Source organism: Streptomyces sp. DSM 116795 (assembly GCF_055792905.1).
In genome coordinates this window covers 2,455,827-2,479,095 of sequence record NZ_CM147707.1, presented here as the reverse complement: position 1 = coordinate 2,479,095, position 23,269 = coordinate 2,455,827, and the positions used below count along the sequence as shown (strand labels likewise).

The window sequence follows — 23,269 nt, the reverse complement described above, 5'->3', positions numbered from 1 at the left end:
GCCTGTGCGGGAGGCTTGCGACGTTGTGAGCGAAATCCCCTTCGGCCCTGTGCCTATCCGGCTTCAGCGCGAGCGCACCGTACGCAAGCGCGGATCCGTCTGAAGCGATGAGGAACGATTGTGCCTGCGGGCTTCAAGGGCGGCCAGGCCGAACGCCAACCCGCCGGCGAAGAACCAAGGGTTCCACAGCACATGGGTCCAGAACCGCTGATCCGCACTCACGCCGCTCAGGTCCGTCACGTTTGTCAACAGAAGGAACTCCACCGCGATGCCTCTGGTCAGCAGGATGAAGCTGACCCCCCAACCCAGACACTCCAGGGTCCGCCTTGCCGCCCCGCGCGGCCGTGACCCGGCGAGCAGCCACCCAAGCAAGGCGACGACCAGGCAGAGAGCTCCCACGCCCCACAAGCCCGTCAGCACAAACCAGAGCGGTCGCTCGGTGGCGAGCTGTTCCCCGGCAGATACCCTCAACCCCGCGCTGCCGCCGAGGGCCCAGTAAAAGTGTGATCCCGCGAAGACGACCGCCCACAAACACGCGACGTACCCCCACTGCCACGACTTCATCCTCAGCAACATTCCGCCCCCACCCCACTCATCAGTGCCTTCGCCTCATTCTGTCTGCCGACGGCAGTCCCGGATGACGCGGGTGCCGGACGACGGGCTAGGCCGGCGCATCACCGGCTCCACGACTCAGGCCGAGGTCGACTCCCGCTTCTTCGCGATAGCGACGTGGTCTGCACCTCTACCGAACTCCTCGACGAGACCGACGACATCGCCTGGCGTAGGCGGTGGCGTCCGCGTTCCAGGTCGTGGTGCCCCACAGGGTGCTGCGCGTGCCGGAAACGGGCCTCCACTACAACTTCCACCGCCACTACGACCCCACCACGACCCGCTAGGCGAGCATGGTGATGACTTTGCGAGGCAAGGAATATCTCGCGAACAGATTCCTGATCTAGTCATGAAAGCCCGCTCGGAAGGAGAGGACGTCGGACATCAGGGGACAGGGGCCCAGGCGCGTCCCATATATGCCGTTGAATATCAAGGCACAACAAGACATGTAGCGGTCGCCACGGGAAACAACGGTTTCATCGTCGGGGCGAACCCGAGAAGCGGTGGTTAGGAGTACGGTGTCCGAGGTCGTTCGACTCGCAGCTGAGTACGGATGCTACCCGCTGTGGAAATCCACGGAATCCGGAGCGGACAATATCCCAACCTCAGATCTTTTTATCAGCAAGACACTCGCTGAGGAAGTACAACACTGGGGGGACGAGTATCAATCCACTTATGACCCCGATGACCCCATGAGTTCCGGATTCTCCAGGTCGGAGATGGAGGATGAATTCGTTGAGCGTGGGCGACAAATTGCTCACCGCTTGGCTGGTGAATTGGGCTCATCATGGCAAGTCTTCTATTCCGTACCGGGGGTCGTGTATCGAGAAGAGATCAAGTAGGAATTCCTAATGACCCAGCTAATCAAGCCTAGTCAAACCAGCCGTTCTTGACCGCACTCTAGGAGTGCGCTGAGTTGGGCGGGAGTCGCTGAGAAAACGGTGTTGGGGTCATCGCTCTCGCGGAGGTGGACGGCCGAAGTCGTCTTCGCGACCTCGACGCAGTTCTCGCCTCCGGCTCCCGAGAAGGACGACTCCCACTGCAGGGACTAGGCCGTGTCGGCCACTCCTCAAGGTTCTCGCGCGACGTGGTGGATGAGCTGGGGGGATTTCTCGGCGCCGAGTGAGGCGCTCTCGGCGACGTCGAGCAAGCTGCAGTACCTGCGCAGTCCATCGATGTAGCGCCCGCCTGAGACCGCGCCAACCTGGACTTTATCCAACTGAGGTACCAACCCGCTTGCGTACAGCTACCGTCCTGGGCAGCCGTCTGATCGGACTACATGGGATTCCTGCGCCACATGTCGTCGAGATCGTGCACCATGTGAATCCACAGACTGGAGAGTCGTTCCCGCGATGGGGTGAGACGCGACCGGCACGACCAGATGAAATTCCGATACCGGGAACGTGATCACGATGGAGCCAGTTCAACACTCTGAAATCGAAGCTTGGGCTCGTAGCTTCACTGGGAAGCTCGACTATCTGGACTTCGCGTCCTACAGGCTCTCGTTGCCTGATTGGTTGGCAGTGGCCCGGCTGTTCAGGCCAAAGTTCGTAGAGGTTGAAGGATGCGTTCTCTGGGATCGTGCGTACGAGCCGAAGAATTTTCAATCATGGTATGTCGAGGTCGACGGGAACGCCACGGCAATTGAAACCGTGTTGAACAGGGTGCGGCTCTGGCAGTTCGTTGAAGTCGACGGGGAAGAAGATGAGGAGGCGATCAACGCCCTTGCTCGTGATGTCGAGTTCTTTTGGCGTGCTTCCCTCAAAGATGCCTTCCCGGACAAGGAATTTGAGGTATCGATCATTGACATCGGGGATGGTCCTGAAGTTGGCTTTATTGTGCGCCGAGGTGAAACGGGCTAGTGCAGCCTCTCCGTCTGGGCGGCAGTCTTGTGGCCTCGCGCGCATGGCGAGCCCAAGGTCCCGAATCCAGACGTCAAGGTCGCGCTCGTTCCGGGGTCGCTCGTCGCGGTAGTGCGGGCAGGAGCCTGGTTGGGTGCGGCCGGGATCAGCAGTGTTGACGCCGAAGATCGCACTGAAGAAGCAGATCGAAGCGTGGACCTGCCGAGGAGTTACTCAGCTGCGCAAGTCCGTAGTCCGGCATCCACCAAGCGATGCTCGGCATCGCACGCCTCCACAACCTCGCCCTCGCGGGCTGAAGCACGACCATGAGGTCCGAGCTGCCAGCTTCGAGCAACGGTGACTGAGCACTTCGGTTGGCCAACCTGAGTGTCACAGTGGGCAGGGCATGTGTCTCTGCAAGAAGGAGTTTCTGGTGAGTTCGATGGCGCAACCGGAGGGAGCCGCAGGCGAGTGGCCGGAGAGAGTTGCTGCCGTACGCCGCGAGCTCGCCGAGCACGGACCTCCGCGGAGCCCCGACGGCGCTCCGGACTTCGCCACCGTCACGCTGCCGGAGCGCGACTGCGATCAGGTGCGCGACCTCCTGGTGGACGAGCGAGCCGGCACGGTCGTCGAGATCGGACTCGCCTATGCCGGCTCGGCGTTGGCGATCGGCGAGGCTCTGCTGCGCGCTGGTTCACAGACCCCACGGCACGTGGTCATCGACCCGTTCCAGTACACGGCGTACGACGGTGTGGGGTGGGAGTTGCTGCGCAGCGCGGGCCTGGACGGCGTCGCCGAGCTGGTGACCGAACCATCGCAGCGGTTCCTGGCCAGGTTGGCCGATGTGGGCTTTGCCGCCGACGCGGCGTTCGTCGACGGCAGCCACCACTTCCACAACGTGTTCGTCGACCTCCACTTCCTGGGTCAGATCGTCCGGCCTGGCGGCATCGTGCTGCTCGACGATGTCTGGTGGCCCTCGGTCGGCGCTGCCGCGGCGTACTTCGAGACCAATCTGGAGTGGAGTCCGGTGCCGGGCGCTCTGGCCGACGGGACGACTGGCCCGGCCAGTGGCCGGCCGCGGACCCGGGCCTACCGGCTGCCCGCTCCGCAACCGACGCCGGATTTCAAGGAGTTCCGGCCGTTCTGCTGAGCCGATGGTGGATCCGAGCTCACTGGCTGACTCAAGCGCTCAGTCACTGCAACCCGAAGATCACTTACGGGACAGCCTCTCTGGCCAAGTGGCCCCTCCTCTCTGGGACGGTGCCGACAGAGGTGCTTGCCCCGTTGAGCTCCCTGGTCGACAAGGCTCTCGGCGCGTCAAGGTGGCGCTCGTTCCAGGGTCGCTCGTCGGGGTAGTGCGGGCACGGCACGCCGGTGGGCGAACCGCCGCCGAACTCCGGGCGGGCCGCAGGGAAGAGTGCGGAAACGACACAGCGGCAAGGCAGTTGGTGCCCGGATGAACCGCTTGCAGGGGCTAGGGTGGGAACCCCCCCTCGGGCCGGTCCGTATCCCCCCACGGACCGGCCCGCTTTACGTTCAGGGCCGCCGGCCTGGCCGGTGGCCTGGCCCCGTCGGCCGGCCCGCCCCGCCAGGGGCACCCCGGCGTCAGCTCTCGCTGCTCCGGGCCCAGATGTTCGTGCCGGGCTCGGAGACCGCGTACGAGTCGATCTCGCGCAGCTCGTCCCCGGTCAGCTCCGGCCCCTCCAACGCCGCCACGTTCGCCTCCAGTTGGCGCACGCTGCTCGCACCGATCAGCGCCGACGTCATGCGCGGGTCCCGCAGCACCCACCGCAGCGCCAGCTGCGCGAGCGACTGCCCCCGGCGCCGCGCGACGTCGTCCAGCCCTCGCAGCCTCCGCTGCACGTCCTCCGTCAGCAGCCCGGGGTCCAGCGACGTGCCCTTCGAGGCGCGCGAGCCCTCCGGGACGCCCTGCAGGTACTTGTCGGTGAGCAGGCCCTGCGCGAGCGGGGCGAACGAGATGCAGCCCATGCCCTCCGACTCCAGGGTGTCGAGCAGGCCGTCCTCCTCCGTCCAGCGGTTCAGCATCGAGTACGAGGGCTGGTGGATGAGCGCGGGCACGCCCATCTCCCGCAGCAGTGCGGCCGCTTCGCGCGTACGCCGGGAGTTGTACGAGGAGATGCCGGCGTAGAGCGCCTTGCCCTGGCGCACGGCGGAGGCGAGGGCCCCCATCGTCTCCTCCAGCGGGGTCCGCGGGTCGAAGCGGTGGGAGTAGAAGATGTCGACATAGTCGAGGCCCATGCGCCGCAGCGAGGCGTCCAGCGACGACAGCAGATACTTGCGGGAGCCCCAGTCGCCGTACGGGCCGGGGTGCATGGGATAGCCCGCCTTGGTCGAGACGATCAGTTCGTCGCGGTACGGACGGAAGTCCTGGTCCATCAGCTTGCCGAAGTTCAGCTCCGCGGAACCGGGCGGCGGGCCGTAGTTGTTGGCCAGGTCGAAGTGGGTCACACCCAGGTCGAAGGCGCGGCGGAGGATCGCGCGCTGCGTCTCCAGCGGGCGGTCGTCGCCGAAGTTGTGCCACAGGCCGAGGCAGATCGCCGGTAGCCGCAGACCGGAGCGGCCGGTGCGCCGGTACTCCATGGAGTCGTAGCGGGCGTCGTCGGCGCGGTAGGGGTGGAGAGAGGAGTCGTCCGTCATGGCACCTTTCCTATCAGCAGGCTGCCGGGGCCCTGCCCGGCAGACGGCCGGTCGATGCCCGGGCTGCGCCGCCCTCTCCGCGTGGCCCGCGATCCTCCCCGTACGCGGTGATCGCCCGGACAGCGGCCTGACGGCCCGGCTTCGTCCAGGGACCTCACCCGCAGTAAGGTTCAATGGTCCCGGACTCGCCGAAGGAGGGGCTGGCCATTTACAACAAGCTTCGCAACCTGGTGTACAGGCTCTATGCCCGCCGGGTGGAGTACCGCCTCGACACCGACCAGGTGCCCAAGCACATCGGTGTGATCCTGGACGGGAACCGGCGCTGGGCGCGGGCTTCGGGCGGTACGACGGAGCAGGGCCATCAGGCGGGCGCGGAGAAGATCCGTGAGCTGCTCGGCTGGTGCGAGGAGACGGACGTCAAGGTCGTCACGCTGTGGCTGCTCTCCACGGACAACCTCAACCGCGCGGAGAACGAGCTGCTGCCGCTGCTCGGCATCATCGAGGACACCGTGCGCGACCTGGCCGACGACGGCCGCTGGCGGGTGCACCACGTCGGCCAGCTCGATCTTCTGCCGGACCGTACGCAGCAGGTGCTGAAGAAGGCCGAGGAGAAGGCCGGCCACATCGACGGCGTGCTGGTGAACGTGGCGGTGGGCTACGGCGGCCGTCAGGAGATCACCGACGCCGTGCGCTCGCTGCTCGCGGACCGTGCCGCCGGCGGCACGAGCCTGGACGAGCTGGCGGAGACGCTGACCGTCGAGGACATCTCCGAGCACCTCTACACCCGGGGCCAGCCCGATCCGGACCTCGTCATCCGCACCAGCGGCGAGCAGCGGCTCTCCGGCTTCATGCTCTGGCAGAGCGCCCACTCGGAGTACTACTTCTGCGAGGTCTTCTGGCCTGCCTTCCGCAAGGTCGACTTCCTGCGTGCCATTCGCGACTACGCGGCCCGTCACCGGCGCTACGGGAATTGATCCACCGGCGTCACGGGAACTGATCCACCGGCGTTACGGGACTGCTCCCGCTCACCGCGGCCACGCGAACCGAACCGAACCGAACCGCCCACCGGCGCCACGTCGGCCGGTCCGCGCCCCCACCGCACCCCCGCGCTCTGCCGCACCCCCGCACCCCTGCCACGCTCCGGCGTACGAGCCCCGGGCAGCGCACTGCCGGCCGCACCTCCAGCGCATCGGCAGCGCACCGCCGGCGCCCCGAACAGCGCACGCCACCGGCCCCCGTCGATGCGCAGCACCGCCGCCCCCCGGTACGGGTTGTCGAAGTCACCCTGGCGGGGCGCTCCGCATATGCCATTGCATGCTTGCGCTCAGCCGGGGGAATATCACCTCATGGCTGGGTGCCCTCCACAGGCCCCGGCGCCGGGAGGCCCGATTGCAGACCACGGACCGCCGCAGGAACTCTGCGGCGACTGGGATGTCGCGGAGGGCCGGTCTCCGGCCCGCCGCGTGCGGGTCCGGACCGGTCTCTTCCCTTGCGACGCCGTCGCACCCCGACCTCTTCCGAGGGGGTTCGTCCACCCGTGGTGACAAGCAAGAAGCGCAACGATTCCGACCGGCGCACGTATGTCATCGACACCAGCGTGCTGCTCGCAGACCCGATGGCGATGGACCGTTTCGAGGAGCACGAGATCGTGCTGCCCGTCGTCGTCGTGACCGAGTTGGAGGCAAAGCGGCATCACCCGGAGCTGGGCTACTTCGCCCGGCAGGCGCTGAGGCGGCTGGATGAATACCGTGTGAAGCACGGCCGTCTGGACGCCCCCATTCCGATCGGCGACGTGGGCGGCTCGCTCCGCGTCGAGCTGAACCACTCGGACCCGGGTGTGCTCCCCGCCGGTTTCCGGCTGGAGGACAACGACTCCCGGATCCTCGCCGTGGCGAGGAACCTGCAGGCGGAGGGGTTCGACGTCACGGTCGTCTCCAAGGATCTGCCGCTGCGCATCAAGGCGTCGTCCGTCGGACTTCACGCGGAGGAGTACCGCGCGGAGCTCGCCATCACCGAGTCCGGCTGGACGGGCATGTCGGAGCTCACGCTGCCGGGGGAGGACATCGACGAACTCTTCGCCGCCGAGAGCGTGTTCGTGGAGGAGGCAGCCGAATACCCCGTCCACACGGGCCTGGTGCTCCACTCGGAGAAGGGCAGGGCGCTCGGGCGCGTGACGCCGGAGGGCCGTATCAAGCTCGTACGCGGCGACCGCGAGGCATTCGGCATCAAGGGCCGCAGCGCGGAGCAGCGCATCGCCCTCGACCTGCTGATGGACCCGGAGGTCGGCATCATCTCCATGGGCGGCCGCGCCGGTACGGGCAAGAGCGCGCTCGCGCTCTGCGCCGGGCTGGAGGCCGTGCTGGAGCGCCGGCAGCACCGGAAGGTGATGGTCTTCCGGCCGCTGTACGCGGTCGGCGGCCAGGATCTCGGCTATCTGCCGGGCACCGAGGCCGAGAAGATGAATCCGTGGGCGCAGGCGGTCTTCGACACGCTCTCGGCCGTCACCAGCCGCGAGGTCATCGAGGAGGTCGTGGAGCGCGGCATGCTGGAGGTGCTGCCGCTGACGCACATCCGAGGCCGTTCGCTGCACGACGCGTTCGTGATCGTCGACGAGGCGCAGTCGCTGGAGCGGAACGTACTGCTGACCGTGCTCTCGCGGATCGGTGCCGGATCGCGGGTCGTTCTCACCCATGACGTGGCACAGCGGGACAATCTCCGCGTCGGGCGGTACGACGGAGTCGTGGCCGTGGTTGAGAAGTTGAAGGGGCACCCCCTCTTCTCGCACATCACACTCACCAGGTCCGAAAGGTCGCCGATTGCGGCCCTTGTGACCGAGATGCTCGAAGAGACGCACATCTGACGGTAGTTGTCCGCTTCTGCGAGCGTTGGGCGCCGGCTGTCCTCAAGGGCGGTCGGCGTCAACGCTGTTCAGCGGCGTGTGCGCCGACGTTCGCTCGTACGGGTGGTCGTGAGGGCCCGGCAGCCTAGCCCTCCGAAGCGGTGCGCGCGCGTCTTTCCGGTCAACGTGACAGCCAAACCACGTGTGACCTATCCCACTCAGCACAGAATTGCCTCAGCCTGCTCGCGTCCGGCAGGGTGTGGGTTCTGTCAGGCCCCGCATACGGCACACCGGCACCAGAGATGGTGCTGCACCACAGAGCAGTTCAGAACTGAAAAGCAGTCAACGCCGTATGCCGCCCGAGTTCCACGCGGATCCTCCCAGCCCAAGGAGGGTCCTACGGGCCCGTGCCTCCGGTGACCATGTTCCGAGGAGGTCTGTGCCAGGGGCACGATCAGCGCCCGCGCGGTCACTCAAGCGGGCACGTTGGAAGGAAACCGTGTGACTCGGATCTCCGTCCGGGGATTCGCAGTGGCGTCCGCCACCGCGGTCACCACCGTCGGCGCAGTCGTCGGTGTGGCCTCCGGCAGTCAGCAGGGTCAGACGACGAACGATGTCGAGGCCACCGCTGCAGACTCGACGCTCCTCGAAGACATACCGGCGGGTCAGCAGGCCCGGGTACAGACCGCTTCACTGACGCAGCAGGCGGACACCATGTCCGCGGCCGCGCACGCGGAAGCGAAGAAGTCAGCCGAGGACGAGGCGCGCAAGCAGGCAGCTGAGGACGCCGCAGCCAAGAAGGCCGCCGCTGAGAAGGCAGCCGAGGAGCGCGAAGCCAAGGCGGCCGCCAGCCGTTCCTCCGCCCGTGCCGACGCCGGTGACTTCCCCACCCAGAGCTCTTATTCGGTCGCCGAAGTCAAGTCGATGGCGCAGAAGATCGTCGGCGGAGGCAACTTCCAGTGCTTCTCCGAGATCGTCGAGCGCGAGTCGGGCTGGAACTACCAGGCCAGCAACCCCAGTTCGGGTGCCTACGGGCTCGTGCAGGCGCTTCCCGGCACCAAGATGGCCTCGGCCGGGGCCGACTGGAAGACCAACCCCGCCACGCAGATCAAGTGGGGCCTGAACTACATGAACGACCGGTACGGCAGCCCCTGCGGTGCCTGGGACTTCTGGCAGGCCAACAACTGGTACTGAGCAGCGCGGCTGTTGCCGTCACCCGGCGCTGAGCCGGACAACTTCACAAGCTTCGATCGACGCTCACCCTCGTCCCGTACGTCCGCGGGCCGGGGGTGAGCGTGTGCCGTGACCGCGTGGTGAACATCGCTGCGCCCCCTGGGCCGAAGCAACCTGCACGCCGGTAACGTCGTCACTCAACGGCAGCGGAACATGTGGGTTCGCGGGGGTGGAGGAAGCACGATGACGAGCAGGGTGGACAGGCTCCGGGACAGCGTGGCGCGCATGGCGTCACGCATCGCGGCGCGGCGTGAGGAGCAGCTGGAGAAGGAAGCGGCGATCACCAAGCCCGGGGCCGGGCCCGGTTCGCTGCCGGAGGGCCCGTCCGCTTCCCCGCCGGCGGGACCACCCCAGCCGCCCCCCGGGCAGCCGCCGGGCGCCGGGAGCGCCGGGGGAGGCGGCGGCGTCCGGCCCGCCCCGTCGACCGCGGTTCCCTGGGGCGTACGGGTCGCGGCCGAGGCCGGGTGGCGGCTGCTGGTGCTCGCCGGTGTCGTGTGGGTGCTGATACAGGTGATCAGCTCCATCAGCCTGCTCGTGCTGTCGTTCTCCGCCGGTCTGCTCGTGACGGCGCTATTGCAGCCGACGGTCGCCCGCCTGAGGCGTTACCGCGTCGGACGCGGGCTGGCCACCGCGATGACCTTCATCACCGGCTTCGTGGTGATGGGCCTGATCGGCTGGTTCGTGGTCTGGCAGGTCACGGAGAACCTTCCCACCCTCACCGAGCGCGTGCAGGAAGCCATCGAGGAGGGCAAACGCTGGGCGATCCAGGGCCCGTTCCACGTGTCCGAGGACCAGGTCAACGACGTCGCCAAGAATCTGAGCCAGTGGCTCGGGGACAACAGCCAGGAGGTCACCTCCGCCGGGCTCGAAGGCGTCACCGTCCTGCTGGAGTTCCTCTCCGGTGCGGTGCTGACGATGTTCATCACCCTCTTCCTGCTCTACGACGGGCGCGGGATCTGGGAGTGGTTCCTCAAGCTGGTGCCGGGCGGCGCACGCGAGGGAGTCGCCGGTGCCGGGCCGCGGGCCTGGGTGACGCTGACCGGGTATGTGCGCGGGACCGTGATAGTCGCCTTGATCGACGCGATCTTCATTGGTGTCGGCATCTACATCCTCGAAGTGCCGCTGGCGGTGCCGCTCGCCGTCCTCATCTTCATCTTCGCCTTCGTCCCGATCGTGGGTGCCGTCGTCTCGGGTGCGCTGGCGGTGCTGGTCGCGTTCGTCACCAACGGGCCGATCACGGGACTGCTCGTGCTCGGTGTCGTGCTTCTCGTGCAGCAGATCGAGAGCCATGTGCTGCAGCCCTTCATCCTCGGGCGGCTGGTGCGGGTGCACCCGCTGGCTGTGGTCCTCGCGGTGACGGGCGGCAGCCTCATCGCGGGGATTCCCGGCGCTGTGGTGGCGGTGCCCCTGGTGGCGGTGATCAACACGGCCGCCGGCTATCTGCGGGCGTACTCGGAGACACGGCGGGCGGAAGCTGCGCTTCCTGCGGGCGCGGGCGGGCCGGCGGCCGGTCCCGCGGTCGGTCCCGGTCCCGGTGGCGGCGGCGTCGGCGGTCCTGGCACGCGCCCGGGCAAGGTTGCCCGGGGCCCGCAGGCCTCGACGGAACCGGGCGCGTCCGCGACGGAGTCCGCGGCCGAACCGCCGCCTCCGGAGACCGGTTCCGGGCCTGGAAGGGAGCCGAAGGGCCCCGGCGGGCCGCAGAAGTAGACCCTTCCGGTGTTCCGCCGGACGCGGACGGACCGACCCGGGCCGTTTCCCTGGCACCGGACTGCCGCAGGCGCAGTCCGCCGCCGTTGCGAGGACGCTCCCCCTCGCGCTCCCCTGGCTTCGCCGGGGCCGCCCCGGGAAACCTGCCCGGGCCGGCGCAGAATCGGGGGCAGGGCGCTGCCGCGCGGCTCAACTGCGGTCGCCGGCAAGGCGATCGGGCCTGCATGCGGCGCCGTACGGGCTCGGTCCCGCCAGGTGCCGCCGTCTCGGGACCGGGCCCGGCGTCCGGGAGCGGGACCGGGACCGGGAGGGGGACCGGAGCCACGGCGCGCGGCCCGGTCAGTACGGTGCCTTCCGCTTCTCCATGTACCGCCTGAGCCGGTCGTAGTCCGCCGCGTCCCAGCCGTCCGGCGGCGCGACGGCGATCCACGCCTCGACCGATCCGGTGCCGTAGCGGTGCCCGTGCGGTGCGTCCACGTCGTACGAGACAGCCAGATCCACGGTCGTCTGCCAGAACGTGACGAACGGGAACCAGCCGACCTCCTCCGTGATGTCCGGGCCGAGCGGTTCGCTCAGCCACCGCGGGCGCTCCAGGGCCAGGTCCCAGGACCACCAGACGATGGGGTCGGAGGCGTTCTGCAGATAGACCACCCGCGGCCCCCGCCACGGTCCGGGCGGGCGGGCCAGGTCCTTCGCCGGCCACTGCGCGAAGCGGAAGTGCCTGCCCTGCTCGTACTGCGGACGCCACACCGGGCTGCCGGCGTCGCGGTGTGCCGTGATCTCCTCGCGGACCGGTGAGAAGCCGGGCGAACCGGCCAGCACCGCACCGTCCACCTTCGACAGCAGATCGTCCGGCCCGTCGAAGGCCGCCTCTATGCCGTACGCGCCCAAGCTCTCGCCGAACACGACCAGTTCGGGACGGCTGCCGGCCGGCTCCGCCAGCCAGCGAGCCCGTACGGCCTTCATCAGCGCGCGGTTGGCGCGTCCGGCCTGCTCCTTGTCGACGACGAACGAGAGCCAGCTGGGCAGATACGAGTACTGCATCGCGACGATGGCCGTGTCGCCGCCGTGGAGATACTCCAGCGGTTCGGCGTCCGTCGAGTTGACCCAGCCCATGCCGGTCGTGCCCGCGACGGCCAGCACCTCGCGGTCGAAGGCGCCCGTACGCTCCAGCTCCGCGACGGCCAACTCCGCGCCCGCCTCGTAGGCTTCGGCCTCTTCCGTTCCGAGCCCCTCGAAGGCGCGCCTGCCGACGTACACGCGTACCGGGTCCCGGGCCGGGCGCTGGGTGACTTTGCGTATCCGGTGGGCCGACGGCGTGGAGCCGGTGAAGTTGCGGCCCTCGTAGCCCAGTTCGCGCCAGCTGATCAGCGAGCGGGGGCTGCCGGAGACGAAGCGGGAGCCCGACTGGACGATGCCGTACTTCGTGTCCCGGTCGGTGCTCTCCGCCATGTGCGACACGACGTCCACGACGCCGCGGTCGAAGACGACGTCGCGGGTGCCCACGACAACCGCCGTCGCGCTGATCAGCAGCCCGGCGACGACGGCGACGGGGCGCGGCACGAAGCGGCACAGGCCGCGTATCAGCGTCCGCGTGCCCAGACGGACGGCGCGGGCCAGCAGGAGCAGCACCGCGCACAGGGCCAGCGCCGTCAGCGTGATCATCATCGAGTGCCAGGTGAGCGTCTCGGGCAGATCCTGCAGGGCCCTCAACTCCCGCTGCATGCGGGCGCTTTCGGACAGGGCCAGGACGGTGAGCCCGCCCGCGGTGACGTAGTACGCCTGCCATGCGTGCGCCCGCGCGCGCTCACCCGGCGGGCGGCGGAATCCCGGCCGGTGGTGAAAACGGCGGCGGGCCGCTGCGAGCACGGGACGGGCGAGCCGGGCGAGCAGCGCCCCGATCGTGTAGCCGATCGCGGCGGTGATGCCCCCGATGACGCCTTGCAGGAACCAGGGACGCGGCACGAGGGACGGGGTCAGGGAGAGCCAGAAGAAGACGGTGGCGAGGCATGTCGCGCTCAGGTCGGGCCAGCGCCGTACGACCCAGGAGGGGTCGGGATGCTGCCAGTACGGGCGCCGGGCGACGGCGAGGGCACGGGAGGCGGCGCGCCGCAGCGTCCGGCGAAGTGCGGAGCGGCGACTGCGCCGGGGAGGAGGCGGTGCCGGGGACGGACGGAACGGTGCCGGGGTCGGGCGGGACGGTGCCCGGCGCGGGCGTGCCGGAGGCGTCGGCTCCCGTTCGGGTCCCGTGAGCGGGACGGTGCCCGTGCCCGTGCCCGTGCCCGTGTTCGTGCCCGCCCCGTCGGGACGCGGTCTCTGCGCCGTCGTGTACCCCATCGTCCGCCCCCACCCCGTACCGGAACCTGGTCGCCGTTACGGCTGACGCAGCACGGCGGGAGGGGGTTGAGTGCGCATATCCGTCCCGAAAAGGGGTTGTTCACAACAACGGCGGTCGGTAGGGCTGGCGGGCAGCACGTCATCGCAGGGAGAACCGCGGAAATCAGGGGGAATCGCGATGCCCGCACGCAAGTCCGGCCTTGGGCGCAGGCCGTCGGCCCGGCTCGTACTGGCGGCGGAGGCGGCACGTCTCAGGGAGCGGTCGGGCCGTTCGCTGGGCGATCTGGCGGCCCGTACGGCGTACGACCGCACCTGTCTGCGGCGGCTGGAGAGCGGCGAACGGCTCGGCACACGCGCGGTGTTCGCCGCCCTGGACGAGGTGTACGACACGGGCGGCCACCTCGTTGAGCTGTGGGAGCTGGCCCGGGACGCGGTCTTCCGCGAGCGGTTCAAGCAGTTCATGGACCTGGAGCGGCGGGCGTCGGCGCGCCACGAGTACGCGGCGGCCACGGTGCCCGGTCTCTTCCAGACCGAGGAGTACGCGCGTGAGCTGCTGCGTACGGCGCGGCTGGGGAACGAGCAGGAGCTGGAGGAGCAGGCCGCCGCCCGCGTGGGGCGTCAGACCCTGCTCGTGGGCGAGGGCGCCCCGCACTTCCGGGCGGTGCTCGACGAGGCCGTACTGAGGCGGCGGCTCAGCGACGCGGCGGCGTGGCGGAGGCAGCTGGAGCGGCTGCTGGAGGCGTCGGAGATGACCCGCATCACGCTCCAGGTGTTGCCGTTTGCGTCCGGTCTGCAGCATCTCCTGGGCAGCTCGCTCACGCTGCTGTGGATGCCGGACGGCAGGGCCGTGGCCTACACCGAGGGCTCCTGGTCGGGGGAGCTGATCGAGGAGGCCGAGGCCGTGGACAGGCTCCGCCTCTCCTGCGACGTGCTGCGGGACTCGGCCCTTCCGCCGGGGGAGTCCGTGGCTTTCATCGAGCAGGTGATGGAGGGAGATGCACCGTGACCGCACGCGCGAGCACGCACCCGCAACTGCCCACGCACACACCCACCCACCCGCAACTGCCCACGCACACACCCACGCACATGCCGACGGCCTGGCGCTCCTCCAGCTACAGCAACGCGGAGGGCGGCAACTGCGTCGAGGTCGCCCGCGGCCGCGGCGCCACCGGCACGGTCCCCGTACGGGACAGCAAGTGCCCGCACGGACCGGCGCTGCTCTTCCGTACGGAGGCCTGGTCGTCCTTCGTCGGCGCCCTCAAGGTGAGCCCGGTGACCGCGTCTCCGCGAAGGCCGACGGCGGCCGGTGAGGGCTGACGGCGACCCGTGAAGCCGTGGCGGTACCGGGCGCCGACAACCGCCAGACGGCGCTGACCTGACGGGTCTTCCCGCAGGTCAGAACCCACTTCCAGGGTTCTATACACGGGATGTATACCCGTGTTGTATAGTCCCCGCCATGTCCATCAGCCACACGCTGCTCGCCCTTCTGGAAGAGTCCGGCCCCCGGCACGGCTACGACCTCAAGCGGTCCTTCGACGAACGCTTCGGGCACGACCGCCCCCTGCACTACGGGCAGGTCTACTCGACGATGTCGCGCCTGCTGAAGAACGGTCTCGTCGAGGTGGACGGGATCGAAGCGGGCGGCGGCCCCGAGCGGAAGCGGTACGCCATCACCGACGCGGGCATCACCGACGTCGCCGATTGGCTCTCTCGCCCCGAGAAGCCGGAGCCGTACTTGCAGAGCACCCTCTACACCAAGGTCGTGCTCGCCCTCCTCACCGGGCGTGACGCCGGCGAACAGCTCGACACCCAGCGCGCGGAGCACCTGCGCCTGATGCGGGAGCTCACCCGGCGCAAGCAGGGCGGCGATCTGGCGGACCAACTCATCTGCGACCACGCGCTCTTCCACCTCGAAGCCGATCTGCGGTGGCTGGAGCTGACGGCCGCACGGCTCGACAAGCTGGCCACGGAGGTACGGAAATGACGTCAACTGCATCGACCGCGTCCGCGGGATCTCCGCGCGGCGCGGCATCCACGGCGGAGGCCGCCGCTCAAGGAGCCGGTACGGGCTCTCAGTTCCTGCTCTCCGCGAGCGGGCTGCACAAGACCTACGGATCGACGGCCGCCCTCGACGGCGCCGACTTCGCGATCCGCCCCGGCGAGACAGTGGCCGTCATGGGCCCCTCGGGTTCCGGCAAGTCGACGCTGCTGCACTGCCTCGCCGGCATCGTCCCGGCGGACGCGGGCACGGTGACGTACGCCGGCCGGGACCTGACCGCCATGAACGACGCCCAGCGCAGCGCCCTGCGCCGCTCCGACTTCGGCTTCGTCTTCCAGTTCGGGCAGCTGGTGCCCGAACTGACCTGCCTGGAGAACGCCGCGCTGCCGCTGCGCCTGGCCGGCTTCGGGCGCAAGGAGGCCGAGTCCCGCGCCGGGGCCTGGCTGGAGCGCCTGGAAGTCGAGGACGTACGGCGCAAGCGGCCCGGCGAGGTCTCCGGAGGTCAGGGCCAGCGGATCGCCGTCGCCCGCGCCCTCGCGGCCGGGCCCCGCGTGCTCTTCGCGGACGAGCCCACGGGCGCACTCGACTCGCTCAACGGCGAGCGTGTGATGCAGCTGCTGACCGAGGCCGCACGCGAGACCAAGGCCGCGGTCGTCCTCGTCACGCACGAGTCGCGGGTCGCCGCCTACTCGGACCGCGAGATCGTCGTACGCGACGGCCGTGCCCGGAGCATGGCGGGGACGCTGTGAGCACCGCCGGCACGCGCGAGGAGCAGCGCGGCGACGAGCGGACCCAGCACACCGGGGAGGCCGGACCGGCACGACCAGCCGGACCGGCCTGGCGGACAGGAGGAACCGGCACCGCTGCGAACAGGCGTGGCAGCGGTGCCGCCGGTCCCCGGGAATGGGCACACGATCTCGCTCTGGGAGCGCGCTTCGCCACGAGCGGCGGGCGGCAGGGCTGGCTCCGTACGCTGCTGACGGCGGTCGGCGTCGCGCTGGGCGTGGCCGTGCTGCTGCTCGCGGCGGCGGTGCCGGAGATGGTCGCCGGCAGCGACACCCGCGAGGAGGCGCGTTCGGGCGCGTTCAACTTCGGCTCCCAGAAGGTCGAGCGCAGTGAGTACTCGGTACTCGGCAAGGACGCCAACAACCGCTGGAACGGCAACCAGCTGTACGGGCGGCTGCTGCAGGCCGAGGGTTCCAGCCCGGCGACTCCCCCTGGCCTGGACCACATCCCGGCACCCGGCGAACTGGCGGTCTCGCCCGCGCTGAAGAAGGTGCTGGAGTCCCCGGAGGGCGAGGAGCTGCGGAAGCGGCTCGACGGAAAGGTCACGGGGACCATCGGTGAGGACGGGCTGCTGGGGCCGGCCGAACTCGCCTTCTACAAGGGCGTGGACGACCTGTCGGTGAAGGACGGCGCCACGCGGGTCACGAAGTTCGGCAGTCCGCAGGACGAGTCGCCGATGGATCCCGTACTGGTGCTGCTGGTCGTGGTCGCCTGCGCGGTGCTGGTGATGCCGGTGGCCATCTTCATCGCCACCGCCGTGCGCTTCGGCGGCGAGCAGCGGGACGCGAGACTCGCCGCGCTGCGGCTCGTCGGCGCGGACATCGCGAGCGCCCGCCGGATGGCGGCGGGGGAGACGCTGGTGGGAGCGCTGCTCGGACTGCTCCTGGGCGGCTGGTTCTTCGTACTAGGACGGGCCTTCATCGGCAACGTCGAGGTGTTCCAGATCAGCCTCTTCCCCGAGGACGTCACGCCCTCGTTCTGGCTCGGGCTGCTGGTCGTCGTCGGTGTGCCGGTGACGGCGGTGGTGGTGACGATCTTCGCGCTGCGGGGCGTCGCCATCGAGCCGCTGGGCCTTGTGCGCAAGAGCGAGCAGCGCAAGCGGCGGCTGTGGTGGCGGCTGGTGCCGCCCGCGGGCGGTGCGGCGCTGCTGCTTCCGCTGGCCGGCGGCCTGGAGGACGGCGGCTCCGTCAACGAGGTGCGGGTGAGCTCCGGTGTGGTGCTGCTGCTCAGCGGTGTCGTACTGCTGCTGCCTTGGGTGGTGGAGCGGATCGTGGCGCGGTTCCGGGGCGGCCCGGTGTCCTGGCAGCTCGCCACCCGCAGGCTCCAGCTCAGCAGCGGCAACGCCTCAAGAGCCGTCAGCGGCATCACCGTCGCCGTGGCCGGGGCGATCGCGCTGCAGTTGCTCTTCTCCGTCGTCGAGCAGCAGTCGTCGGAGAACCAGAACCTGAGCCAGGACCAGACCCAGATCGACATCCACGGGCCGACTTCCACCCTCGCCCGGGCGGAGGCGCTCACGTCCGAGATGAAGCGGACCGAGGGCGTGACGGACGCCAAGGGCTATCTGCAGACGTGGTCGGCGGCCAAGGGGATCGAGGACGGCGTCGGTGTCACCGTCGGCAGCTGCCGGACGCTCCGCGAACTGGCCCGCGTCGGCGACTGCCGCGAGGGGGACGCCTTCATCGTTCCTCCCGCGAAGAACGTCGAAGGCGTTCCGGAAGAAGCGGTGAGTGAACCCTCCGGGCTGAAGCGCGGCACGACCCTGATGCTCGACAAGCCTCCCGGCGAGGAGGGCAAGGCCAGTGACTACACCTGGCAGGTGCCCGAGTCGGCGCGTACGGCCAAGGGGATCAAGCCGCCGGAGGGGATCGCGGTGGAAGGTCTCCTGGTCACGCCCTCGGTGCTCGACGAGGAGCGGCTGGAGACACCGTCGTTCCAGGGCTGGGCGATCACCGAACGGAGCGGGAAGGCGGTGGAGAACCTCCGTACGACGATCTTCCACATCGACCCGGCCTACACGCTGTGGGAGTCCGCCGACCAGGAGACGGCCAAGGAGGTCGGCACCATCTCGCGAGCGATCATGGCGGCGTCGCTGGCGGTGCTGCTGCTGATCGGAGCCAGCATGACCGTTTCGATGCTGGAGCAACTGCGGGAGCGCAAGCGGCAGTTGTCGGTCCTGGTGGCGTTCGGCACCAAACGCTCCACGCTCGGCGTCTCGGTGCTGTGGCAGACGGCGGTGCCCGTGGTGCTGGGCATTGCGCTGGCCGTGGTCTTCGGGCTGGGCATCGGCTGGATTCTGCTGCGGATGACCGGTGAGGCCGACGCGGACTGGTTCGTCTTCCTGCCGGCCGCGGCCGGTGGCGCCGGGCTGATCGTCCTGGTGACGCTGATCAGTCTGCCGTTCCTGTGGCGGATGATGCGGCCGGACGGGCTGCGTACGGAGTGATCCGACGAGCCGCCCTCCGGCGCGGTCCGGAGGGCGGCTCCCACCAGCACACGGTTCCGGCCAGGCCCCCATGCTGGCCGGGACCGTGTTTTCGCGCTAAAGTGATATCACTTTGCTAGACGGGCGACGGCAGTCGTCCTCCGCTCATCCGATACGTAGACGGGGGAATCCCTATGTCAGCGCAGGACCCGGTACCCAACACACCGAACACACCGAACACTTCGAACGCCCGGAACGCCGACGCCGAGCCGCAGGACCTTCCCGGCATGCCCGAGCCGGAGGTCCGCGAGGTGGTCGCGCACAGCATCCCCGGCGGCCTCGCCCTGCTCCTCGGCCTGATCGGCTTCCTGCTGGGCGTGGCGGGCATAGTCTTCGGCGGAAGCCTCGCCTCGGGCGGCTCCACCGGGCCCGGCGCGACGCTGATCGTCGTCGGCGTCCTCGTGCTCATCGGTTCGGTCTTCGCGATGTGCGGCCTGAACATGGTGGCCCCGGGCGAGGCCCGCGTCGTCCAGCTCTTCGGGCGCTACACCGGCACGATCCGTACGGACGGCCTGCGCTGGGTCAACCCGCTCACGAGCCGCAGCAAGGTCTCGACCCGTGTGCGGAACCACGAGACGGCCGTGCTGAAGGTCAACGACGCGTACGGCAACCCGATCGAGCTGGCGGCGGTCGTGGTCTGGCAGGTCCAGGACACGGCACAGGCGACCTTCTCGGTGGACGACTTCGTCGAGTTCGTCGCCACCCAGACCGAGGCCGCCGTGCGCCACATCGCCATCGAATACCCCTACGACGCACACGAAGAGGACGGCCTCTCCCTGCGCGGGAACGCCGAGGAGATCACGGAGAAGCTCGCCGACGAGCTCACCGTGCGCGTGGAGGCGGCGGGCGTGAAGATCGTCGAATCCCGCTTCACGCACCTCGCCTACGCACCCGAGATCGCCTCGGCCATGCTCCAGCGGCAGCAGGCGGGCGCGGTGGTCGCCGCCCGCAAGACGATCGTGGAAGGCGCCTGCGGGATGGTCGAGGACGCCATCACCCGCATCGCGGCACAGGACTTCGTCGAGCTGGACGAGGAGCGCCGGGCCACGATGGTCAGCAACCTGCTGGTCGTCCTGTGCGGTGACCGCTCGCCGCAGCCGGTCATGAACACGGGGACGCTCTACCAGTGACGGATCCCCCCGAACGCGACACGTCCGCGGAGTCCGCGGAGTCCGCCGAGTCCGTGCCGTCGTCAGGCGGCACGGACGGCGGGCCCGCGGGGGCTCCGCGCGAGCGGACGGGCAGAGCCGGGCGGCAGCGCAAACAGGTGCTGCTGCGACTCGACCCCGCCATGTACGAGGCGATCGCCCGCTGGGCCGCGGACGAACTGCGTTCGACCAACGCCCAGATCGACTATCTGCTGCGCAAGGCGCTCGCCGACGCGCGGCGGCTGCCCCGCGACGCCCGTCCGCACCCGCGCAGGGGCCGTCCGCCCCGCGAGGAGTGACCCGACCGCGGCGTACGCCTGCACCGCCCCTGCACTGCCCTGCCTGCGCTATCCGCCCTGCCTGGTCCGGCCCGCGCAACGCCCCCTTCCAGGGCCAACGCCCCTTCTACGGAAGGACGTTGCGCAGCGCACACGTGATCGCCGCTCTTATGGCCTCGGGCGGAGCCTGGGAGCTGCTCTCGGCCACTGCCAGCACGGTTTCGGCCACCGCTCGCAGTTGGGTCCCGGAGCTGCGTGCGACTCCGGTGAGGATGCCGGACGCCACCTGTGCCGTGCAGCCGTGCGCCGCCATCAACGCGCTCTGAGCTCGGCCGATCACATCCTGGGCGGAGTCGGCGCGGTGCAGCCGGCCGGCCTCGTCCCCACGCTGCTCTGCACAGTTCACGGTCGCCTCACTTCTGTGCGCAGGGGAAACCCGGGTGGCCGGAATGAGCCCCCGTCGCCGTGAAGACAATCACAGAGTGTGCCCTCGCGGCCACCGTGAGGGGTCCCGGCTTGACTTCCGGCGAACCGTCTCACTCACGAACGGCGTGAAAAGCGACCCCTGTTGGTGTTTGTCCGCTCGCCGCCCGCCCGTACACATGAGGAGATCCGGGGGCCCGCGCTCGCGAGGGCGTGCTCGTCGCGGGTGCAGACCCGCGTATCGACCCCATGACAGACTCGAGCGGCAGCCGCGTGCCGCCGGAGGGCACTGCGGATGCCGGGCAAGGAGGACACATGGGCGGGGAGGATCCGCACATCCATGTCGAGTCGAAGGTCGTCCGCGGCGATGCGGCTGTCCGCAACGTGATGGCGTCCACCTTCGGTCTGGCCGGTGACCTGCCGAGCGTCGTCACCACGGGATGCGGGGTGCAGGTGCCGTACGCGATGACCTCTCCGCGTCCGGGCAAGGTCACCTGCCTCGCCTGCTGTGAGCACGCCCGGCGCGAACATCTGCGCTTCGCGGAGGAGATCGAGAGCCTGAGCCGCATGCCAGGGTCGACCATCAGCTCCGCAGAGGGGAGGCAGGCAGCGGACAGGCATCGCGGCCTCGCGGAGAAGTTTCACGCCGGGTAGGGCTGAGCCCGTCTGCCCGCGGCAGGACGCACTCAGGCCGTCAAGGGCCTCCGAACCTCACCGACTCGGCTCTGGACCGGCCTTCAGTGAAGGATCTTCAGGCCCGCGACACAGCCGACGAGGCCGGCCAGCAGGAGCAGCTTGACCGGGGAGACGGCTTCGCCCCCCGAGATCATCGAGTACCCGGCCGTGAGTGCCGCCCCGACGCCGACCCACACCGCGTAACCGGTGCCCACCGGCAGGGTGCGCAGCGCGAAGGACAGCCCGGCCATGCTCAGGACCAGGCCGACGACGAACACGACGGAGGGCAAGAGGCGGGTGAAGCCCTCGCTCCTACCCAGAGCGGTCGCCCAGACGGCTTCGAGTACGCCGGAGATCAGCAGAACCAGCCATGCCACGGCAATCATTCCCTGATGCCGTCTTGTCATGGCCGGGTACGGCAACCCTCGTCCGGAGATCCGGTTGTGGTCTCGCTTACGAGCGTCTCACAGCCGGAAATGTCCGTGGAGCCGGACGACCAGAGGGGGACGGGGAAGGACGGGCGTCAGCCGGCATCGTCGAGGACCTCGCGCAGCTTGCGCGCGAAGGCCTCAGGCTGCCCGGCGTAGCCGAACTCGCCACCGAGGAAGCCGCCGTGGTGGCTCGGGAACACCGTCGCCTGCTGACCGAGCAGCTCGGCCGTCGCCACGGAGGTGCGCCATGTGAAGGTGTCCAGGGACTCCTCGCCCACCGCGATCACGACCCGCGAAGGCGCGGCGGCAAGCGCCTCGACGTCGGGCCGGTAGCTGCTGACGGCCCAGGAACGGTCCGAGAGCAGCGGGTCGTCGCGGGAGCCGTCGTCCTCGGCCGGCATCCCGAACGCGGCGGGATCGGGCGCCGGCCGGGCGAAGTAGTCGTCGGTGAACTCGCCCCGCCACGACGTCATCGCGATGAAGGCAGCCATGCCGGCACCCCAGCCCTTCTCCTCGTACGCGTCCCGGAACCCCGCCCGTGCCCGCTCGGCGGCCGGGGCGTCGGGAAGCACCGGGATCAGCGGGGGCTCGTGCGCCACCAGGGCGGCCACGTCACCGGGGTACGCCGCGACGAGCGCGAGCGCGGTCACCGCACCCCCGCTGCTCGCGAACATCTCGACAGGGCCCGCGTCCAGCGCGGAGATGACGGCGTGCACGTCGGCGGCCTGTGTCCCGGGCACCTGGTCGGTCCGGCCGTCCTTGCGGGTGCTGCGGCCGAGGCCGCGGGGGTCGTAGGTGATCACGGTGCGGTCGGGGAAGTGCGACGCCAACGCACCGAAGCCGGAGGCGTCCATCGGCTGCCCGATCATGAGCAGCGGCGGGCGTCCGCCCGCGGGCGGCAGCGGGCCGCGGACGTCGTACGCCAGGCCGGCCTCGGGAGTCTCGAGTATCTGCGTGTCCATACGAGTGCCGACCTCGTCCGTGCCACGAACTCATCGTCCGTGCCGGGAACTCACCGGCACCAGCGCAGGACAGCCGGGAAGGTCCGTCCGGCCCGGGCAGTTGCTCCCCGGGCCGCCGGCTCACTGCACGTTGTTGAGATCCTCGAAGCTCACGAGCCCCGTGTCCTCAAGGACCGTGATGTGGTCGAGGACTATGGCGTTGGCCCTGGTCGCCAGCGACCGCACCATCGAGTTGTTGGTCTTGTCGCGCACGATGTTCACGAGTCCGAAGACCACGCCGTGCTGCTTCCGCAGATGATCGACGGCGACCTTGTCGAACTCCTTGCCCTCGGCCACTTCCATGTCGTTCAGGTACTCCCGCTGGGAGCCCGTCGGCTGGGTCGGCAGCGAGACCTTCATCGCGCGGGCAGCGCTGACGGCCCGCCTGTCCAACTCCTCGTGTCCGTCGACGAGATGGTCACCCATGATCCGTACCGACTTCGTGGTACCCCGCTCCTGTGCGGACCGGCCGGCGGGCCCCTCCCACAGACCCGCGGAGCGCACCTTGCGGATGAAGTCGCGGTCCAGCGCGGTCAGCGGCCCGTACTCGGTCTTCCAGGTTCCCCTGCCGTCGTCCTGCCACCCGGATCTCGCGAGCGCGCTCGACCGGTTCCCCTCGAACCAGGTCGTGGGCATCACGAGAGCGGCGAGCGTTCCTGCGAGCGCGAGTACGACCAGTACAGTGCCGATCGCTCGTCCCGACGTCATGGCGGACCGCATCCGCCCCCCTCTCCACAACATCTCCGAAGTGCGCTGAATCTTAGTGAACCGTGTGAGGGTGTGGCCGAAGCTTTCGTCCGTCCTGACAAGAACCGGCGCCGC

At 69.4% G+C, this 23,269-nt stretch carries 22 protein-coding genes and 1 riboswitch; of the genes, 14 read left to right on the top strand and 8 right to left on the bottom strand.

Annotated elements, in window-relative coordinates; genetic code table 11:
- Positions 1–63: 63 nt before the first annotated feature.
- A complete protein-coding gene (locus tag ACSMXX_RS10430) occupies positions 64–564 on the bottom strand; it encodes a DUF3995 domain-containing protein (protein WP_473183759.1) in 501 nt (166 codons plus the stop codon).
- Between the two features lie 919 nt (positions 565–1,483).
- Positions 1,484–1,654 carry a DUF397 domain-containing protein gene (locus ACSMXX_RS10425; protein WP_473184721.1) on the bottom strand — a complete coding sequence of 57 codons (171 nt, stop codon included), beginning with the start codon at positions 1,652–1,654 and terminating at the stop codon, positions 1,484–1,486.
- Positions 1,655–2,012: 358 nt separating this feature from the next.
- Here ACSMXX_RS10425 and ACSMXX_RS10420 point away from each other — a divergent pair, with 358 nt between their 5' ends.
- Both ACSMXX_RS10420 and ACSMXX_RS10415 read left to right on the top strand, forming a co-directional pair.
- The gene (locus ACSMXX_RS10420; protein WP_473183758.1) at positions 2,013–2,471 is read left to right on the top strand and encodes a hypothetical protein; all 459 of its coding nucleotides are present in this window, start codon (positions 2,013–2,015) and stop codon (positions 2,469–2,471) included.
- A gap of 421 nt (positions 2,472–2,892) precedes the next feature.
- Positions 2,893–3,600, top strand: a complete 708-nt coding sequence (locus ACSMXX_RS10415) for a class I SAM-dependent methyltransferase (protein ID WP_473184720.1) — start codon at positions 2,893–2,895, stop codon at positions 3,598–3,600.
- Positions 3,601–4,055: 455 nt separating this feature from the next.
- Here ACSMXX_RS10415 and mgrA read toward each other — a convergent pair whose 3' ends face one another.
- Positions 4,056–5,108, bottom strand: coding sequence for an L-glyceraldehyde 3-phosphate reductase (mgrA, locus tag ACSMXX_RS10410; protein ID WP_473183757.1), 1,053 nt, complete (start codon positions 5,106–5,108; stop codon positions 4,056–4,058).
- A gap of 173 nt (positions 5,109–5,281) precedes the next feature.
- Here mgrA and ACSMXX_RS10405 point away from each other — a divergent pair, with 173 nt between their 5' ends.
- The 4 genes from ACSMXX_RS10405 to ACSMXX_RS10390 all read left to right on the top strand — a co-directional run bounded on the left by ACSMXX_RS10405 (position 5,282) and on the right by ACSMXX_RS10390 (position 10,887).
- Positions 5,282–6,082 (top strand): isoprenyl transferase, encoded by an 801-nt coding sequence (locus tag ACSMXX_RS10405; RefSeq protein ID WP_473183756.1) that lies wholly within the window; start codon positions 5,282–5,284, stop codon positions 6,080–6,082.
- 563 nt (positions 6,083–6,645) lie between these two features.
- Complete coding sequence (locus ACSMXX_RS10400) at positions 6,646–7,968, top strand: PhoH family protein (RefSeq protein ID WP_473183755.1); 1,323 nt, start codon at positions 6,646–6,648, stop codon at positions 7,966–7,968.
- Positions 7,969–8,448: 480 nt separating this feature from the next.
- Positions 8,449–9,141 (top strand): aggregation-promoting factor C-terminal-like domain-containing protein, encoded by a 693-nt coding sequence (locus ACSMXX_RS10395; RefSeq protein WP_473183754.1) that lies wholly within the window; start codon positions 8,449–8,451, stop codon positions 9,139–9,141.
- Between the two features lie 222 nt (positions 9,142–9,363).
- Positions 9,364–10,887: an AI-2E family transporter gene (locus ACSMXX_RS10390; RefSeq protein ID WP_473183753.1), complete on the top strand. Its 1,524-nt coding sequence runs from the start codon at positions 9,364–9,366 to the stop codon at positions 10,885–10,887.
- Positions 10,888–11,226: 339 nt separating this feature from the next.
- On the opposite strand, the gene ACSMXX_RS10385 is transcribed toward ACSMXX_RS10390, so the two are convergent.
- Positions 11,227–13,224: an alpha/beta hydrolase gene (locus tag ACSMXX_RS10385; protein ID WP_473183752.1), complete on the bottom strand. Its 1,998-nt coding sequence runs from the start codon at positions 13,222–13,224 to the stop codon at positions 11,227–11,229.
- A gap of 178 nt (positions 13,225–13,402) precedes the next feature.
- On the opposite strand from ACSMXX_RS10385, the gene ACSMXX_RS10380 reads away from it, so the two are divergent.
- From ACSMXX_RS10380 to ACSMXX_RS10350, 7 genes are all read left to right on the top strand, one after another.
- Complete coding sequence (locus tag ACSMXX_RS10380; RefSeq protein WP_473183751.1) at positions 13,403–14,230, top strand: helix-turn-helix domain-containing protein; 828 nt, start codon at positions 13,403–13,405, stop codon at positions 14,228–14,230.
- On the top strand, positions 14,227–14,541 hold the full coding sequence (locus ACSMXX_RS10375) for a DUF397 domain-containing protein (RefSeq protein ID WP_473183750.1): 315 nt from the start codon (positions 14,227–14,229) through the stop codon (positions 14,539–14,541). Before ACSMXX_RS10380 ends, ACSMXX_RS10375 begins: the two co-directional genes overlap by 4 nt.
- A 139-nt stretch (positions 14,542–14,680) precedes the next feature.
- Positions 14,681–15,208, top strand: a complete 528-nt coding sequence (locus ACSMXX_RS10370) for a PadR family transcriptional regulator (RefSeq protein ID WP_070011162.1) — start codon at positions 14,681–14,683, stop codon at positions 15,206–15,208.
- Entirely contained in the window at positions 15,205–15,972 is a 768-nt protein-coding gene (locus tag ACSMXX_RS10365) for an ABC transporter ATP-binding protein (RefSeq protein WP_473183749.1), read from the top strand. The genes ACSMXX_RS10370 and ACSMXX_RS10365 overlap by 4 nt, the downstream gene beginning before the upstream one ends.
- Positions 15,969–18,452, top strand: a complete 2,484-nt coding sequence (locus ACSMXX_RS10360) for an ABC transporter permease (protein ID WP_473183748.1) — start codon at positions 15,969–15,971, stop codon at positions 18,450–18,452. The genes ACSMXX_RS10365 and ACSMXX_RS10360 overlap by 4 nt, the downstream gene beginning before the upstream one ends.
- Positions 18,453–18,625: 173 nt before the next feature.
- Positions 18,626–19,621 (top strand): SPFH domain-containing protein, encoded by a 996-nt coding sequence (locus tag ACSMXX_RS10355; RefSeq protein ID WP_473183747.1) that lies wholly within the window; start codon positions 18,626–18,628, stop codon positions 19,619–19,621.
- A complete protein-coding gene (locus ACSMXX_RS10350) occupies positions 19,618–19,938 on the top strand; it encodes a type II toxin-antitoxin system antitoxin (RefSeq protein ID WP_473183746.1) in 321 nt (106 codons plus the stop codon). Before ACSMXX_RS10355 ends, ACSMXX_RS10350 begins: the two co-directional genes overlap by 4 nt.
- Before the next feature lie 106 nt (positions 19,939–20,044).
- On the opposite strand, the gene ACSMXX_RS10345 is transcribed toward ACSMXX_RS10350, so the two are convergent.
- Positions 20,045–20,323, bottom strand: coding sequence for an ANTAR domain-containing protein (locus ACSMXX_RS10345; protein ID WP_473183745.1), 279 nt, complete (start codon positions 20,321–20,323; stop codon positions 20,045–20,047).
- Positions 20,324–20,655: 332 nt separating this feature from the next.
- Between ACSMXX_RS10345 and ACSMXX_RS10340 the strand changes: the two genes are divergently transcribed.
- Positions 20,656–20,994 carry a hypothetical protein gene (locus ACSMXX_RS10340; protein ID WP_473183744.1) on the top strand — a complete coding sequence of 113 codons (339 nt, stop codon included), beginning with the start codon at positions 20,656–20,658 and terminating at the stop codon, positions 20,992–20,994.
- A gap of 83 nt (positions 20,995–21,077) precedes the next feature.
- On the opposite strand, the gene ACSMXX_RS10335 is transcribed toward ACSMXX_RS10340, so the two are convergent.
- The 3 genes from ACSMXX_RS10335 to ACSMXX_RS10325 form a co-directional block, all read right to left on the bottom strand.
- The gene (locus ACSMXX_RS10335; protein WP_473183743.1) at positions 21,078–21,392 is read right to left on the bottom strand and encodes a DMT family transporter; all 315 of its coding nucleotides are present in this window, start codon (positions 21,390–21,392) and stop codon (positions 21,078–21,080) included.
- 12 nt (positions 21,393–21,404) lie between these two features.
- Positions 21,405–21,469, bottom strand: a riboswitch (guanidine-III (ykkC-III) riboswitch).
- Between the two features lie 69 nt (positions 21,470–21,538).
- Positions 21,539–22,408, bottom strand: coding sequence for an alpha/beta fold hydrolase (locus ACSMXX_RS10330; RefSeq protein ID WP_473183742.1), 870 nt, complete (start codon positions 22,406–22,408; stop codon positions 21,539–21,541).
- A 120-nt stretch (positions 22,409–22,528) separates the two neighbouring features.
- A complete protein-coding gene (locus tag ACSMXX_RS10325; protein WP_473183741.1) occupies positions 22,529–23,155 on the bottom strand; it encodes a DUF4142 domain-containing protein in 627 nt (208 codons plus the stop codon).
- Positions 23,156–23,269: the final 114 nt, after the last annotated feature.